This is a genomic window from Ideonella sp., from assembly GCF_041287625.1.
Lineage (GTDB): Bacteria > Pseudomonadota > Gammaproteobacteria > Burkholderiales > Burkholderiaceae_C > Ideonella.
On sequence record NZ_JBGGNH010000001.1, the window covers coordinates 39,544 to 53,429 of the forward strand.

At 63.8% G+C, this 13,886-nt stretch carries 16 protein-coding genes and 1 tRNA gene; 14 read left to right on the forward strand and 3 right to left on the reverse strand.

What is annotated here, in order from left to right; all coding sequences use genetic code 11:
* Positions 1-68 precede the first annotated feature (68 nt).
* On the reverse strand, positions 69-2,006 hold the full coding sequence (locus tag ACAH41_RS00205; protein WP_325655585.1) for a S9 family peptidase: 1,938 nt from the start codon (positions 2,004-2,006) through the stop codon (positions 69-71).
* Between the two features lie 509 nt (positions 2,007-2,515).
* Here ACAH41_RS00205 and ACAH41_RS00210 point away from each other — a divergent pair.
* Both ACAH41_RS00210 and ACAH41_RS00215 read left to right on the forward strand, forming a co-directional pair.
* Positions 2,516-3,103, forward strand: coding sequence for a tRNA-uridine aminocarboxypropyltransferase (locus tag ACAH41_RS00210; protein ID WP_325655586.1), 588 nt, complete (start codon positions 2,516-2,518; stop codon positions 3,101-3,103).
* 60 nt (positions 3,104-3,163) lie between these two features.
* On the forward strand, positions 3,164-4,408 hold the full coding sequence (locus tag ACAH41_RS00215; protein WP_325655587.1) for a substrate-binding domain-containing protein: 1,245 nt from the start codon (positions 3,164-3,166) through the stop codon (positions 4,406-4,408).
* Positions 4,409-4,413: 5 nt separating this feature from the next.
* Here the strand turns inward: ACAH41_RS00215 and ACAH41_RS00220 are convergent, their stop codons facing one another.
* Together ACAH41_RS00220 and ACAH41_RS00225 are read right to left on the reverse strand one after the other, a co-directional pair.
* Complete coding sequence (locus ACAH41_RS00220; protein WP_325655588.1) at positions 4,414-5,163, reverse strand: SapC family protein; 750 nt, start codon at positions 5,161-5,163, stop codon at positions 4,414-4,416.
* Positions 5,160-6,464: a hemolysin family protein gene (locus tag ACAH41_RS00225; RefSeq protein WP_325655589.1), complete on the reverse strand. Its 1,305-nt coding sequence runs from the start codon at positions 6,462-6,464 to the stop codon at positions 5,160-5,162. The genes ACAH41_RS00220 and ACAH41_RS00225 overlap by 4 nt, the downstream gene beginning before the upstream one ends.
* A gap of 70 nt (positions 6,465-6,534) precedes the next feature.
* On the opposite strand from ACAH41_RS00225, the gene ACAH41_RS00230 reads away from it, so the two are divergent.
* The 12 genes from ACAH41_RS00230 to ACAH41_RS00285 all read left to right on the forward strand — a co-directional run bounded on the left by ACAH41_RS00230 (position 6,535) and on the right by ACAH41_RS00285 (position 13,800).
* The gene (locus ACAH41_RS00230) at positions 6,535-7,356 is read left to right on the forward strand and encodes a symmetrical bis(5'-nucleosyl)-tetraphosphatase (RefSeq protein WP_325655590.1); all 822 of its coding nucleotides are present in this window, start codon (positions 6,535-6,537) and stop codon (positions 7,354-7,356) included.
* A 23-nt stretch (positions 7,357-7,379) separates the two neighbouring features.
* Positions 7,380-7,469, forward strand: a tRNA-Ser gene (locus ACAH41_RS00235).
* A gap of 774 nt (positions 7,470-8,243) precedes the next feature.
* Positions 8,244-9,422 (forward strand): replication initiation factor domain-containing protein, encoded by a 1,179-nt coding sequence (locus ACAH41_RS00240; protein WP_370538102.1) that lies wholly within the window; start codon positions 8,244-8,246, stop codon positions 9,420-9,422.
* A 12-nt stretch (positions 9,423-9,434) separates the two neighbouring features.
* Complete coding sequence (locus tag ACAH41_RS00245; RefSeq protein ID WP_370538103.1) at positions 9,435-9,734, forward strand: hypothetical protein; 300 nt, start codon at positions 9,435-9,437, stop codon at positions 9,732-9,734.
* Positions 9,735-9,736: 2 nt separating this feature from the next.
* Positions 9,737-9,934, forward strand: a complete 198-nt coding sequence (locus ACAH41_RS00250) for a hypothetical protein (RefSeq protein WP_370538104.1) — start codon at positions 9,737-9,739, stop codon at positions 9,932-9,934.
* 25 nt (positions 9,935-9,959) lie between these two features.
* On the forward strand, positions 9,960-10,229 hold the full coding sequence (locus tag ACAH41_RS00255; protein WP_370538105.1) for a hypothetical protein: 270 nt from the start codon (positions 9,960-9,962) through the stop codon (positions 10,227-10,229).
* 146 nt (positions 10,230-10,375) lie between these two features.
* A complete protein-coding gene (locus ACAH41_RS00260) occupies positions 10,376-10,570 on the forward strand; it encodes a major capsid protein (RefSeq protein ID WP_370538106.1) in 195 nt (64 codons plus the stop codon).
* A complete protein-coding gene (locus ACAH41_RS00265) occupies positions 10,570-10,755 on the forward strand; it encodes a hypothetical protein (RefSeq protein ID WP_370538107.1) in 186 nt (61 codons plus the stop codon). Before ACAH41_RS00260 ends, ACAH41_RS00265 begins: the two co-directional genes overlap by 1 nt.
* Positions 10,752-11,099, forward strand: a complete 348-nt coding sequence (locus ACAH41_RS00270) for a hypothetical protein (protein ID WP_370538108.1) — start codon at positions 10,752-10,754, stop codon at positions 11,097-11,099. The genes ACAH41_RS00265 and ACAH41_RS00270 overlap by 4 nt, the downstream gene beginning before the upstream one ends.
* Before the next feature lie 60 nt (positions 11,100-11,159).
* On the forward strand, positions 11,160-12,503 hold the full coding sequence (locus ACAH41_RS00275; RefSeq protein WP_370538109.1) for a virulence factor TspB C-terminal domain-related protein: 1,344 nt from the start codon (positions 11,160-11,162) through the stop codon (positions 12,501-12,503).
* A 2-nt stretch (positions 12,504-12,505) separates the two neighbouring features.
* Positions 12,506-12,790 carry a DUF2523 domain-containing protein gene (locus ACAH41_RS00280; RefSeq protein WP_370538110.1) on the forward strand — a complete coding sequence of 95 codons (285 nt, stop codon included), beginning with the start codon at positions 12,506-12,508 and terminating at the stop codon, positions 12,788-12,790.
* Positions 12,787-13,800, forward strand: a complete 1,014-nt coding sequence (locus ACAH41_RS00285; protein WP_370538111.1) for a zonular occludens toxin domain-containing protein — start codon at positions 12,787-12,789, stop codon at positions 13,798-13,800. The genes ACAH41_RS00280 and ACAH41_RS00285 overlap by 4 nt, the downstream gene beginning before the upstream one ends.
* The last annotated feature ends 86 nt before the right edge of the window (positions 13,801-13,886 follow it).

Here is a 13,886-nt window from a genome sequence, read left to right on the forward strand (position 1 = left end):
CAGAGCGCAGAGGGCCGATGTCGAGCGTCCACGCGGACGCGCTGTTGGCGCAGTCAATGGCCTCGGAATCACTTCGCCGCCGATGAGCCAGGGCCAATGTTCTGATCCAGGAACTTCAGCGTTTCGTCAAGAAACTTCACATGGTCGCTCTGACGGGACAACTGGTGATCGCCCCCCTCGAGCGTCACGAAACGATGGTTCTTGCCTGCAGCCTTGAGCGCCTTGTCCATGTCGACGGACTGGTCGTACGGCACCTGGACATCCACCGTGCCATGCACCAACAAGACCGGAACCTTGATCTCGGCAGCGCGGCTGCTGGGCGAAGTCTGCTTGAGTCGGTCTCGGTCATTCCAGTAGTTCCCGAGTTGCTTGTCGGCAACCTTGCTGCCGCCATAGCCAGCCCAATGCCGGGACATGTCAACCAAGTTGCTGACCCCCGCGAAGCTGATCGCGCATCGATACAGGTCCGGTGTCTTCACGGCCCCCATCAAGGCAGCGTAGCCACCATAGCTGGCTCCCACGATGCACATCCGCCTAGGATTCGCGATGTGAGCCCCTAGGGCCCACTGAACACCGTCCGTCAGGTCATCCTGCATCTCCAGGCCCCAACGCTGCAGGCCGGCGTCCCGGAAGCTTCGCCCCAAATTGTCGGACCCACGAAAGTTGATCTGCAGCACGGCGTACCCGCGTGATGCCAAAAGTTCCGCCCACGGATCGAAGTCAATGTCGTCTTCCGAAATCGGCCCGCCATGGGGCAGGACCACCATCGGCCAGCCATCCTCAGGCGTGTCGGACTTGGGAACCGTCAGGAAGCCTCGGATTTCGAGGCCATCACGGGCCTTGAACTTGATGCGGCGCTTGCCCGACAAGTCTTCAGGCTTGAGATCGGGGTAGCGATCACCGATCAGCTTGAGCGTGCCAGCCTTGCGGTCACCCACCAGCAACTGACCAGGCACGCCATTGCCGGATGACTCGACCAAGTATCTGTTCAGGTCACGGCTGAATCCATGAATGAGATTGAAGCGCTTGGGCAAGAGGCGGTCGATGTCAGCCGCCAATTCTTTCAAAGACTCCTCGATGAAGACTCGGGCCGCGTCACCCTCGCGCACGCCGCCGAAACCTACCAACTCGCCGTTTGGCAGCCGAAATACATTCTCGACGTGCTCGTTTTCCCGCGCGACCACCAGATCCATGGTGGGCTTTCCCTGAGTATCAAGCTTGTCAAGGTGCGCGAGATAGAGCGCCTGATAGTCACCCTTCAGCGCGGTGACATAGAGCGACTGCGGATCACGACCGAATGCAATCGGGTGGATGTCCTTGCGATCGAAGAAGCTGTAGCGCCAGAGCTTTCGCCAGTCCCCTTTTTCGGAATCCCGGCCAATCACTTCGATCAGGTCCTTCTCCTCGTCCCGACGAACGCCAACCCTTACCTGATGCTGAGTGTCAGTCAGCCACGACCAGACATTCTCCCGAGGACCCAGGATCTGGTTGCGTTTGCCGGTGTTGACGTCGACAAGAAAAACCCCCGGCGCGAAAACATCGAAGTCCTCGACGATGGACATCAGGACATGCTGCCCGTCCTCCGGCAACCAGTCGATCACGTCGTCCTGTTGTTGAGCAAGCCACTTGCTGTTCGACCGGCGCGGCGGCGGGACCAAATTGACGACGTTCTCGCCCTTGAGGTCCATCGCCAATGCCCGGGTTTCCCACGCCAGCGTGCCGCGCGTCGTCGAAGGAAATCGAAGACTGACGACCAAACGGTCGTTATTCACCCAGTGGACCCAGTTGAACAGGAACTTGTTGTTGTCCGTGTCGAGTATCGGCCGAATGCCCGAACCGTCCCAGTTGCCTGTGACCAGCGAGGATTTCCCGCCAATGTTCATAAAGCCGACAATGCGCTGACCATCAGGCGACAAGCGGAAGTCGTCCAGCAATGGCTTGGCGGCAAAGACCTCGACAGGCGGCGGCGCGGCGATAGCTCCACCATACAGCATGCCAATGGTCATGCCCCACCCCAATGTCACCCGAACACGCCAACGTGCGCGCAAACTGGCCCTCATGCACTTCCCTCCGCCTTGTTGTATGACACTAGTCGCCGAACCCGATGACCCGTCGTGATCGACCGGCCGGGCAGCGGCGACAGATGTTACCGATATCCCTCGACCTCGTCGCCCCCAGATCAGGGGAGAGCATCAGGACAATGATGGATGCCTCCTCGACCAGGACCGCTGGTTAGCAAGCCCTCCAAACAGCCACACCTGGACCTCGTCGCCCGCATCCACACACCCGTGCGCCGCATCCAGCAACACCACGCATTCGCCTGCGTCATGCCGGTCAGCTGCCCTGAACCCTGGCCGCCAGGCAGCCGCATTTGCCGTCGCCCGCCGTCCGGCCAGCGCCACGGTCTCTTCGCCGGACGGGGAGGGGTTGGAGCGCGACTGCGCATGGTGATGGTGCGCCGCGCCATGCCAAGATCACGGCCCGCCACCTTCAACATCAGTTGAACCACCCCGCCATGGCGCCTCGGCCCGCCTGCCCGCATTGCCATCGACCGTTGCGCGGCTGCCTGTGCAGCTTTGCACGACCGGTGGCCAACAAGCTGCCGCTGCTGGTGCTGCAACATCCGCTGGAAGTCGGCCACCCCAAGGGCAGCGTGCCGCTGCTGCAGCTGAGCTTGGCTCGCTGCCGCGTATCGACAGGCGAGCAGTTCGACCCTGCCGCGCTGACCGACTGGCTGGGGCCGCCGGGCCATAGCCTCCTGCTTTATCCCGAGTTGGCTCCCGGCTTGCCGACGGCAGCGGCAGCACCATCCGGCACCATGCCAGGCCAGTTGGTCGTCATCGACGGCACCTGGCGCAAGAGCCTGAAGATGCTGCTGCTGAACCCCGGCTTGCAAGCCCTGCCACGCATGGCACTGCGCAGCCCACCGCCTTCACGCTATGGTTCGCTGCGCCAGGCCCCGCAGGCCGAGCAGCGCTCCACGCTGGAAGCCTGCTGCCAGGCGCTGGGCCAACTCGAACAAGCGCCGGAAACCTACCTGGCGCTGCTGGCTGCGTTCGACGACTTCGTGCAGCAGCGCTCGCGTCCCGCCACGGCGGGCTGACAAAGCCTGCACAATGCGGCCGCCTTTGGCAGGTTTCCCGGCGCCTTCCGGCGGCTGCGCATGGACAATTGGAAGATGCAATTCAGTGGCGTGCATCTGCAGTACAGCTTCAAGTCGCAAGGACAACATGGCGCTGATCTCCAACATCCTCTGTTCGACTTGCTGCGCACCATGCGCGAAAAGGGCTCGATCCAGCAGGCTGCGAATGCGCTCGGCGCTTCCTACCGCCACGTGTGGGGCGCACTGAAGAACTGGGAAGCCGAGCTGGGCCAGCCGCTGGTGCACTGGGCGCAGGGACAGCCCGCGCGCCTGACCCCGTTTGCCGAGCGGCTGCTGAGCCAGGAGGCGCGTGTGCGCGCCGCCTTTGCGCCGCCGCAATTGGATGCCTTGCGCAGCGAGCTTTCGCGCACGCTGAGCGAGGCGTTGCACGGCCCGCAGCCCACGCTGTGCTTGCACGCTTCGCTGGACCCTGCCGTGCCGCTGCTGCGCGATCAGCTGCAGGCGCAAGGCCTGCAACTGACGACTCGCGCCACCTCCGCCGTGTCCGCACTGCAAGCCCTGGCCGCCGGCCAGACCGGGCTGGCGCTGGTCACGCTGCCGGCGCTCTTGCCTTCCGGCTTGTCGGGCGGGTTGGCCCCCTGCGCACTGCAGGGCCCGATGGCGCAGGCCCTGGCCGGCGCGTTGGGCCCGTCGGCCGATTCAGGCTTTCGCTTCTTGCCGCTGATGCGGCGCGAGCAAGGCCTGATGCTGCCGCGCGGCAATCCGCGCCGGCTGCGTGGGCTGGCCGATCTGCAATGCCAGCGCGTCATGAGCATTGCACCGGCGCTGCGCTTCGTCGCTCGCCCGCCCGGCTCGGCAACGCGCTGCCTGACCCAACAACTGTGGTCAGAACTCGGGCTGGACCCTTTGCTGCTGCCAGGCCTGCACGAGACAGGCGAGCCGCATCATCTGGCCGCAGCAGCGGCAGTGGCCAGCGGTCAAGGTGACGTGGCCATCGGGTTGGCTTCCGCGGCCAGGCAGTTCGGGCTGGATTTCGTGCCGCTGCGCCGCGAGCACTGCTACTTGGCGGTCGCGCCCGAAGTGCAGGAGCAGCCAGAGCTGGCACCGCTGCGCAGCGTGCTGCAGGCGCCAGCCTGGGCCGAAGCCCTGGCTGTGTTGCCGGGCCACGGCCCGCTGACGCATGCGGGTGAATGGCTGACGCTGGCCGAGGTGCTGGCGCCAATCAGCAGCGCAGCCCCGGAAGCCGCGATCCCTTCGACCAGGCGGGAGCCGGCGCTCGCCGTGGAAGGCGAGCTGGCCGGCTGAGCCGGTCAGGCCTTGTTGGCCAGGGACCCGACGCGGCGGTCGATCAGGCGGCGCATGTTGCCCATCGAGATCTGGTGTGCGTGCAGCAGCGACAGCAGGCCGTTGCGGGCCAGCTCCAGCGTCTCGGCATCGGTCAGCTGGGCCAGGCGTTCTTCGTCCACGGCCAGGAAGCCGTCGACCGTCAGCGTGCTGCCGTCTGGCAGCGTGGCGTCGAAGCGCTTGGGCTGCAGCAGCTTCAGTTCCATCATGCGCTGGCCGGCCAGGCGCGTGCGCTCGGTCTCGACTTCCAGCTGTTCGATGAACTTGCGCAGCTCGGTGATCATCGGCGTGGGCTGGCCGTCGGCACCGAAGATGGCTTCGCCTTCTTCGGTTGAGAAGCCTTCCCAGCTTTCATCGAGCACCACGGCAAACTGGTCCGGGCCGACGCGCGCCATCGTGAACGGATAGGCGCGCAGGGCAGCCGGCACGTAGAACGCATCCCAGCGGCCGTCGGCCTGCAGGAACAGGTTTTCACCCTGGGTGACGCCGAACACGGCGACCGGCGCAACCTGCTCCTTGCCCTGTTCGTCCTTGCCGGCGGCGATGAACAGGATCGGATATTCCTTGCACGCATCGCCGAATTCGGCGGTGGTCAGGAACAGCGAGTTCAGGCTGGCGGAAGCCTTCAGGTTGCTGAGGGCCGTGCGCAGCTTGAGGTTGCGATGCTTGTCGCGATCCAGTGCGGTGGGTTTCTTGTGCAGTTCAGGGTTGATCAATCGGGTTCTCCAGATTCATGCAGGCGACTGGCAAGCACCTTGTCGACGCGCTTGCCATCGAGGTCCACCACCTCGAAGCGCCAACCGCCCCACTCCACCGTGTCGGTGGTGCGCGGCAGCCGGCCCAGCAACAGCATGATCATGCCGGCCAGGGTGTTGTAGCGCCCGCGGTCTTCCTCGGGCAATTCTTTCAATTCCAGCCGATCCTTGAGCTCGGGCGTGGGCATCAGGCCGTCGACCAGCCAGCTGCCATCGGCACGCTGCACCGCCCAGGCGTCTTCTTCGCCCGGGTTGCTGAATTCGCCGGTGATGGCTTCCATCACCTCGCGCATCGTGATCACGCCCTGCACCGCGCCGTATTCGTCGACCACGAACACCAGGTCCGCGCCCGTGGTGCGGAAATGCTCCAGCAGTTCCATGCCCGACAGCGTCTCCGGCACGAAGACGGGCGGCTGCAGATGGTCTGCCAAAGAACCCAACCGGCTCTCGGCCACGGGCCGGATCAGGCTGTGCGCAGCGACCACGCCGATCACATCGTCCAGCCCGCCGCGGCAGACCGGATAGCGCGAATGCTCTTCCTCGGCCACCACGCGCAGCACTTCCTCGACGCTGGCATTCACGTCCAGCCAAGTGATCTCGGCGCGCGGAATCATCATCGAGCCGATTTGCCGGTCATCCAGCCGGAACACATTGCGCACCATCTGGTGTTCCTGCGCCTCGATCACGCCCGCATCCAGCCCCTCTTCCAGGCTGGCGGCAATTTCTTCTTCCGTCACGCTGCGCGACGGGCCGCCCTTGATGCCAAACAGCCGCAGCGTGGTCTCGGTACAGGCCGCCAGCAGCCAGACCAGCGGCCGTGCGCCCACCGACAGCCACTGCATCGGCTGCGCCACCAGCCGCGCCACCGTCTCCGGGTACATCTGGCCCAGGCGCTTGGGCACCAACTCGCCGAAGATGATGCTGAGGATGGTGATGATCATCACCACCAGCGCGGTGGCCGTGAGGTCCGCGGCGCGTTCGCCCAGTGCGGGGATGATGGACCGCAGCCAAAGCGCCACCGGCGCCGAGAAGGCCGCTTCACCCACGATGCCGTTCAGCACCCCGATCGAGGTGATGCCGATCTGCACGGTCGACAGGAAGCGCGTGGGGTTCTCGTGCAGCGCAATGGCTGCGCTTGCGCCGCGCTCCCCGGCCTCGACCATCACCTGCAGCCGCGCCTTGCGGCTGGCGGCGAGCGCCATTTCCGACATGGCGAACAGCCCGTTGATGAAGATCAGGAACGCAAGTAGGGCAAAGTCCATGGAACGCGGCCTGCAAATTCCGGGCCGCAACGCGAAGTGAATGGGGTTGCGAGCGTAGCAGAATCGCCCCATGCACTACCTCATCGGCGACCTCCAGGGCTGCTGCGACGCCTTGGCGCGCCTGCTCGCCCAGCTCGACTTCTCGCCGTCTCGCGACCACGTGCACCTGCTCGGCGACCTGGTCAACCGCGGCCCGGACTCCCTGGGCACGCTGCGCAGCCTGCGCGCCCTGGGTGGCAGCGCCACCTGCCTGCTCGGCAACCACGACCTGCACCTGCTGGCCGTGGCCGCCGGCGTGCGCAAGCCCAACCGCAAGGACACGCTGGCCCCCATCCTCGAAGACACCGAGCGCGAAGCCTGGCTGGACTGGATGCGCCAGCGCAAGCTGGCCGACCTCAGCGATGGCTGGTTGATGGTGCATGCCGGCGTGGTGCCGCAATGGACCCCTGCGCAGACGCTCTCGCTGGCGCGCGAGGTCGAGGCCATGATCCAGGGCCCCGGCCTGAACGACTTCCTGCAGGTCATGTACGGCGACCGCCCCGCTCGCTGGGACGACACGCTGCAAGGCAACGACAGGCTGCGCGCGGTGGTCAACGTGCTGACCCGCATCCGCTTCTGCGCGGCCGACGGCACGCTGGACTTCGCGGCCAAGGACGGCGCCGACGCCGCACCACCCGGCATGCGGCCCTGGTTCGAGCACGAAACCCGCCTCACGGCTGGCCAACCGATGGCCTTCGGCCACTGGTCCACGCTGGGCCTGATCGACCGCCCCGACCTGCTCGCACTGGACACCGGCTGCATCTGGGGCGGCCAGCTGACCGCCGTGCGCGTGGACGGCGGCCACCGCGAGGTGATCCAGGTCCAGTGCCAGCAGGCGCAGGCACCGGGCTGAGTTACCATCGCTGCCCCAGCAATGGAAGCGTGGCCGAGCGGTTTAAGGCACCGGTCTTGAAAACCGGCGAGGGTTCATCCCCTCCGTGAGTTCGAATCTCACCGCTTCCGCCAGACGGCGGGAGAAGATGCTGCGCAACATCGCGCGGCTTTCTTCGTCCTTCTCCTTGTCAATTGTCGCGAGTACGAGCGCTTCTAGCGGGTCGTCGCCGACGATGTCAGCCAGCTTGGCGGCCAGGCTTGGAGGGATTGGCCGGGTGCCCGCGATCATTCCCGATAGGGCGCCCTGCCCTACGCCTGTCAATTTCGACAAGCGATAGGCAGAACCGCATTTTCTTACAGCCCTGTCAATTAGGGTTTCTACTGCTGTCAGATTGTCAGTAGTCATGGCTCAATCTCGTCCAATGCTTACAAAACGTAAGCGTTCCAAATTGGACGTATGGCCGCGAATCTACATCAAAACCGACCTGCAGGGCAAAGCCTGGTGCGAGTGCACCCGGTTGGCGTTGTGTCCGACCTGTCGGGCTGGCAGCGCGTCGAGCGCGAGCTAGGTCGAGTCGAAGCGCGGTCCGGCCTGGTTGCTGGCCAACCCGTCGATGTCAATGCGGCCACTGCCGCAGTCATCAACAACGAAACCGTATTCGTCCAGTGCCGCAAGCGGGGTGCTGTGCTGTGCGGTCGCCTGCTTCGGGCAGTGACGGCCGGGGAAAACGAGTTCGTTGAGGTTCGCACCCAGATCGCCGATCTGTGGGTCACTGCTGCAAACACCCGCGTTTGCTCAGGGGATGGCCGCTGCTCCTGCGAAGACGGGGCCGAGAGCCGTCAGGCTCACGGCTCCGGCTTCGCTGTCCCCCTCGGTAACACGGGGACAACAACGGTGGAGGGGGCATGACGCCAGCAAAGCCGATCAGTGACGGCCAGCGCATCCGCTGGACCCTCGAACAGCAAGCCCAGCAAACGCAAGCGGGCGTCCGCATTGACTGGCTTCGTTTCACCGTGCCCGTGTCAACGGTCGTTGACCCGAGTGAGCCTCTGCCGCTGGATGCAAAGGGCCTTTCAATTCTCGATCAGGCCGGTAGGGACCTGGTGCGTGAGGCTCGCGGCATTGGCGATGAGGCTATCCGGCTGGGTGCGATGGCGATTTCACGCATGGGCGCGCTGAAGCTGGTTGAGTGCCTCGGCGTCTTCGATGTCGGTGCGACAGAAGACAAGGGCATGGACTACTACGCGGCCCGCACTCCCCTGCTCTACCAAGGGGAAGCGGTCGGCATGGTGCTCGCTGGTGCCAGCGACAAAAACAAGTCGGGTGGCAATCAGTCATCTACCGTTCACGTCAACCTCTTTGGCAGCGCGTTCCTCCACATTTCGCCAGAGAAAGCCCAGGACCTTCGGCCGTGGATCGCCTGCGGTGGTTGGATTACCCGCGTTGACCTTTCCTTTGACGTGTTCGCGGGCTTCGACGTTGCCGATGTGCAGCAGGCCTATCTGGATGGCGAGTTCAAGGTGCGCGGCAAACAACCCAATCAGCAGAACATCGGCTCTTGGGCGCTGGGTCACTCGCGCACCTTTCAAGTCGGCTCACGCGATACCGGCAAGCTGGCGCGCTTCTACGAAAAAGGCGACCAGCTTTTCGGCCCTGAAGCCGCAGATCCTTGGGTTCGCGCAGAAGTCGAGTTCCGCAGTAATCACCGGGTCATTGATCTTGACGTGTTGACCCGTCCAGCCGACTTCTTCGCCGGTGCTTATGCGTTCTGCGAAGACCTGTTGCACGCGTACCGCGACCAGTTCGAAGCCGCGCGCATTGCAACCACGCCCGAGGTCAAAGACAAGACCTCTGACGCAGCGGTTACCCGCTTCGTCCGCTGGTCAATGAACACCGCAGGCCCCGCCATCGCTCACCTGTTTTGGAAAGCACCTGACGTGCTAGCTGAACTCGTCGAGCGCGAATCGCATCGCCTCCCCCGCCGTTTCCGTGGCTTCACGCCTGGAGACATCGCCGCGAGCTTTCACAAAGTCGCTGTCGCGTTGGTCCCGGCGTCAGTGCCGCCGAATTTCGGGACCGCTTGAGGAATCCACCAAATGAAGTTTCAAACCGAAATCACCGTCGTTGGCATGAAGGCCAGCAAAGGCACGCTGGACAACGGCCAGGCTTATGACTCCACCAAGGTTTACGCCTTGGTTGACATGGACACCACCAAGGGCCTGATGGTCGGTCAGAGCGCTGCTGAATACACCCTCGGTGTCTCCACTGAGTTCGAAAAATACAAGTCCCTGCCCTACCCCTTCAAGGGCGTCGCCGACATGGAAATCATTACGAGCGGCAGCAAGACCCGCACCGTGATGACCGGCCTTCGGCCCGTCGAAGGCAAGAAGGCCTAAGCATGGCGCGCTACCTCCTTCAGTCTGCGTTGACGTGGGAGTTTTTGCACCCCTCGCCGCGAACCGGTGACGTGACTTGGACCCCCTCGCTTCTCACGGCGATTGAGTTCGGCGTGATCGAAGACGAGGAGGAGGTGCAGCAGCTCATCAACGATCACTGCGACCGTGGTCGCGTGCTCATCGTCAACCTTGACGCCTGAGTTTCTCAGCGAAAGAAACGCTTCAATGAACCCCGACATTTCCGCCGCGCAGGCTTTGTCCGTCATGCAATCCGGCTTCGGCATGGGCATTGGCTTCGGCGTGCTTCTCGCCGTGCTGCTGCTCGTGATGTTTTCGCCTCTCTGGCGTGCAGCAAACCAGGTGCTCGAAGTTCGCACCGACCTGTTCGTCGCCAAGCAACGCGCCCGCATGCGCGCCCAAGTCTCAGAAGAAGTCGGCAAGCACCTCTTTGAGCTTGGTTGGGTCGACACCGTTACAGGTCCTCCCAATGCGTGATGTCTGTATTGCCGCTGTCGTGTGGCTTTCGTTCTCTGCCCTCATTACCGCCCTTGTGTTGGCCGCGCTGTGGCTATTCGCTTTCCTTGCCTCGCTGGCTGGTGCACCAGTGAACGCATTCAACCCGCACTGAAAAAAGGTATCTCATGAACAAGTTCGCAAAGCTGGCCCTGGCCGTCCCGGCTTCCTTGGCAATGCTCGGCGCCGCTCGCGCCGACGTCCCCACCGGCGTCAGCACCGCCCTCGCCTCTATCGGCGTCGACGGCAGCACCGTTGCAACGACCATCCTGCTCGCCGTCGTCGCGATCTTCGCCATCAAGTTCCTCCGCAAGGGCCTGTGATGGCGCGGCGGCTGCTCATTGCTGCCGCCCTGGCGGGTGCTGGCGTCTCGGCGTCCGCCTCGCCCGCTGCCGTTCTGATTCTCGGCGCCGTTGCCGGCCTTCAGGCTGACAGCCAAACCGTGGGCTGGATGATCTTCAGCGCAATCTGCGCCGTCTACGCGCTCAAGAAATTGAGGTTCCTGTGAGCTATCAAGTTGGCGCGGCCTGCTACGAGTCGCCCATTGCCGCAGTGCAGGCCATCGCCTCGTCGCAGCTTGGCCAGCTTCTTCATGCATCAGGCGGCACTTACGCTGTCGACGTGGTTGCGATTGGCGATGCCAGTTACACCCTGGCATTTACGGCGCTTGACGGTGGGCCCGCTTTGTCCGCCCAGGCAGTGCCGCTCACCTTACAGCCCTGTGGCCTGTTGACCTGGCAAGACGGCATGACCCTCGGCTGGCTTGTCGTCGGCGCATGGGCTACCACCTACGCCGTCAAGTTCCTATGGGGCCTCTTCCGGGGCGAGGAGGTTGCGAATGGCGACGCCTGAGTTTTGGGTGTGCGTCGTTGCCCTTGCTGGCGTCGGCTGGATTCTGTTCGGCGGTCAACGATGAGGACACCCGCTCTCCTGCTCGCTGCGCTGTTTCTCAGTGTTGCTGCGTTTGCTACCGGCATCATCACTCGTCCGGGCAGCTGGTCTCTCAGTGGCAACGGCACTTACAGCGGCTTTGCAACTGTCGGCGACCTTTCCGCCAAGATGCACGAACTCAACACTTGCGCGGGCACAGCTAACTGCACCATCTCGTGGACAGCCCTCACGAAGGTCAGCGAGGTGAACTACAGCGAGAAATACACGAAGGTCATTAACGGTGTCAGTTATCCCAACACGCTGAGCTATGTTTTCAACGCCCAGGCGTGTCCAGCAGGCTCAGTAGCTGCGGCTGATGGCATCTCGTGCAACTGCTCCGGCACCAATGTCCCGACGTTGGATGGAAAGGCCTGTTCAGCGCCTGGCGGGCCTGGAACCAAGTTGTGCGCCTTAGGCACGCTGGCTGACTCCGGCTATTACGACATCGGCACGTCCGCCTCAGGCGCTCCAGTCTTTTTGTCCTGTAAAAACTCTTGCGTTGTCGCCTTTGACGGCATCTACCCCGCAGGCTCGGCGCTCGTCAGCGGCGTCAAGCATTACTACGCGCAGGGTGAGTACGCGCAGACCGGCGCGACCTGCGATTCTTCTGCTGGCAGCACCACTCCGCAGCTCGGTAGCGGCACCACGAACCCGCCAAACAACTCCTGCGCCTCAGGGCAGTCAGGCGGCGAGGTCAACGGCAAGTTCGTATGCGTTGACAACTCGACCGGCAACGTAGTGCCAGGAAGTGGCTCCGGTGCCCCGCCATCTGGCTCTACCGGTGGGTCCGGCACTGTCGGCGGCGGAACGACAGGCGGCACTAACGGTGGCGGTGTCGGCCCTGGCACCGGGTCCACGACCAGCACCACAGTTGTTACCGGTTCCGATGGCAGCACCACCACCACCACGACGACTATGACGACTGACGGCAGCGGCAACACCCAGACCAACACCACAACAACCACCTGCGACAGCACCGGCAAGAACTGCTCTACCAAGGGCACCACCACAGGCGAGAAGACCGACGATCAGAAAACCGAGTGTGAGCGCAACCCGAACACGGCAGGCTGCGCCTTGCTCGGAACAGGCACCTCTGTCTCCGTCGGTGGGCTCACAAAGGCTCTCAGCATCACTCGTACCGGCGGCTGGTCCAGCGATCAAAGCTGTCCCGCAGACAAGATCGTTCACACGCACCTGGCGGGAGACATTCCCGTGCCGTTCACGATGCTCTGCACTGCGGCTGACTACGCCAGGCCTATGGTGCTCGCCGTGGCCTGGCTCATCGCAATTGGCTCCTTCATGGGCCTATCCAGCAAGAGGGACTGACCATGTCTTGGGCTGACTGGCTGATCGGCATGATTCAGCCGCTGATCACGAGGGCTCTCGTCGTCCTCGGCATGGGCGTCTTGACTTACACCGGCGTCGACACCGCGATAGGCACTGCCCTTTCTACCGCGCAGGCCGCCCTGCAGGGCTTGCCGATTGAGATTGCTCAGATCGTCGCCCGCTTCGGCTTCTTCGACTTCATGAGCATCACCAGCGGCGGCGTCGTCAGCGGCATTGCCTGGCTGCAGCTGAAGAAGTTCGTCGTCACCAGTACAGGCACCTCATGATCACCCTCATCACTGGCGCGCCAGGCGCCGGCAAGTCCGCTGCAATGATGGCCATGATTCAGCAGCACTACGCCGGCCGGTTGCTCTACGTCGACGGCGTGCCAGATCTCAAGCTCGAGCACGTCGAGCTCGACGCCAAGACCTGGCCCGATACCGTCCCGGACGGCTCGTTGATCGTCATCGATGAGGTCCAGCGCATTTGGCGCCCCACCGGCCCCGGCCAGAAGCCAGGCGCCGACGTGGCCATGCTCGAAACGCACCGGCACCGCGGCCTTGACTTCATCATCGTTACGCAGGCGCCGCGCCTCGTGCACACCAACGTGCGCACCCTCGTCGGCCGTCACGTGCACCTGCGAGATACCGGCATCCTCGGCCGGTACTGGTATGAATGGCCAGAGTGCAGCGAAAACCTCGCATGGCGTACCGCGCCTATCAGTAACCGCTACCGTCTCCCGAAGCACGTCTTTGGGCAGTACAAGTCCGCCAGCCTGCACGTTAAACCGGTGCGCGGCTTCCCCAAGATGCTTGCCGTCGCCTTGCTGGCCATCGTCGGCTTCGCGTGGATGGGCTATCGCGCGGTGTCCAGCTTCATGGACAAGCGCAACCCGCAGCCAGCCGCGCAGCCTGCCAGCGTCCAGCCCGCTGGCCAGCAGTCGCTCGGCCAGGCCAGACCGCAGCTCGTGGCGCGCAGCGTGCAGGCCTACCGCGCCCAGTTCATCCCCGTCGTGCCTGGCGAGCCGCTGACCGCGCCCGCGTACGACCAACTTCGCAAGATTGTCCGCATGCCTCGCATCGTCGGCGGCTGGTGCGAGCAGGGTCAGCACTGCACGTGTTACGACCAGGACGGCAACATTGCCAGGGTCCCCGAGCCTGATTGCCGCGTGCGCGTCCAGGCGCCCAGCTTCGACCCGTATTTCGAGCCTAAGCGCGTTGGCTACTCACAGCATCAGGCATCGTTAGACCCGTTAGAGACTGCGCCGGTACCGTCGCAGGCCGCATCTAACCCCTGACCGTTATCAGCAGCCTAGTTCGTACTTGCGTCGTCGCATCCTCAGCACTGCGTCCGCAGTGGCTGCTGCCCCGGACGCAATGCCTG

Bases quoted from the DNA above. Each gene is read 5' to 3' on its own strand.
- ACAH41_RS00210 (WP_325655586.1), top strand. From the start codon at position 2,516: ATGGCGCCTCGGCCCGCCTGCCCGCATTGCCATCGACCGTTGCGCGGC.
- ACAH41_RS00240 (WP_370538102.1), top strand. From the start codon at position 8,244: ATGACGCCAGCAAAGCCGATCAGTGACGGCCAGCGCATCCGCTGGACC.
- ACAH41_RS00260 (WP_370538106.1), top strand. From the start codon at position 10,376: ATGAACAAGTTCGCAAAGCTGGCCCTGGCCGTCCCGGCTTCCTTGGCA.
- ACAH41_RS00265 (WP_370538107.1), top strand. From the start codon at position 10,570: ATGGCGCGGCGGCTGCTCATTGCTGCCGCCCTGGCGGGTGCTGGCGTC.
- ACAH41_RS00215 (WP_325655587.1), top strand. From the start codon at position 3,164: ATGGACAATTGGAAGATGCAATTCAGTGGCGTGCATCTGCAGTACAGC.
- ACAH41_RS00285 (WP_370538111.1), top strand. From the start codon at position 12,787: ATGATCACCCTCATCACTGGCGCGCCAGGCGCCGGCAAGTCCGCTGCA.
- ACAH41_RS00280 (WP_370538110.1), top strand. From the start codon at position 12,506: ATGTCTTGGGCTGACTGGCTGATCGGCATGATTCAGCCGCTGATCACG.
- ACAH41_RS00255 (WP_370538105.1), top strand. From the start codon at position 9,960: ATGAACCCCGACATTTCCGCCGCGCAGGCTTTGTCCGTCATGCAATCC.
- ACAH41_RS00275 (WP_370538109.1), top strand. From the start codon at position 11,160: ATGAGGACACCCGCTCTCCTGCTCGCTGCGCTGTTTCTCAGTGTTGCT.
- ACAH41_RS00250 (WP_370538104.1), top strand. From the start codon at position 9,737: ATGGCGCGCTACCTCCTTCAGTCTGCGTTGACGTGGGAGTTTTTGCAC.
- ACAH41_RS00245 (WP_370538103.1), top strand. From the start codon at position 9,435: ATGAAGTTTCAAACCGAAATCACCGTCGTTGGCATGAAGGCCAGCAAA.
- ACAH41_RS00205 (WP_325655585.1), bottom strand. From the start codon at position 2,006: ATGACCATTGGCATGCTGTATGGTGGAGCTATCGCCGCGCCGCCGCCT.
- ACAH41_RS00225 (WP_325655589.1), bottom strand. From the start codon at position 6,464: ATGGACTTTGCCCTACTTGCGTTCCTGATCTTCATCAACGGGCTGTTC.
- ACAH41_RS00230 (WP_325655590.1), top strand. From the start codon at position 6,535: ATGCACTACCTCATCGGCGACCTCCAGGGCTGCTGCGACGCCTTGGCG.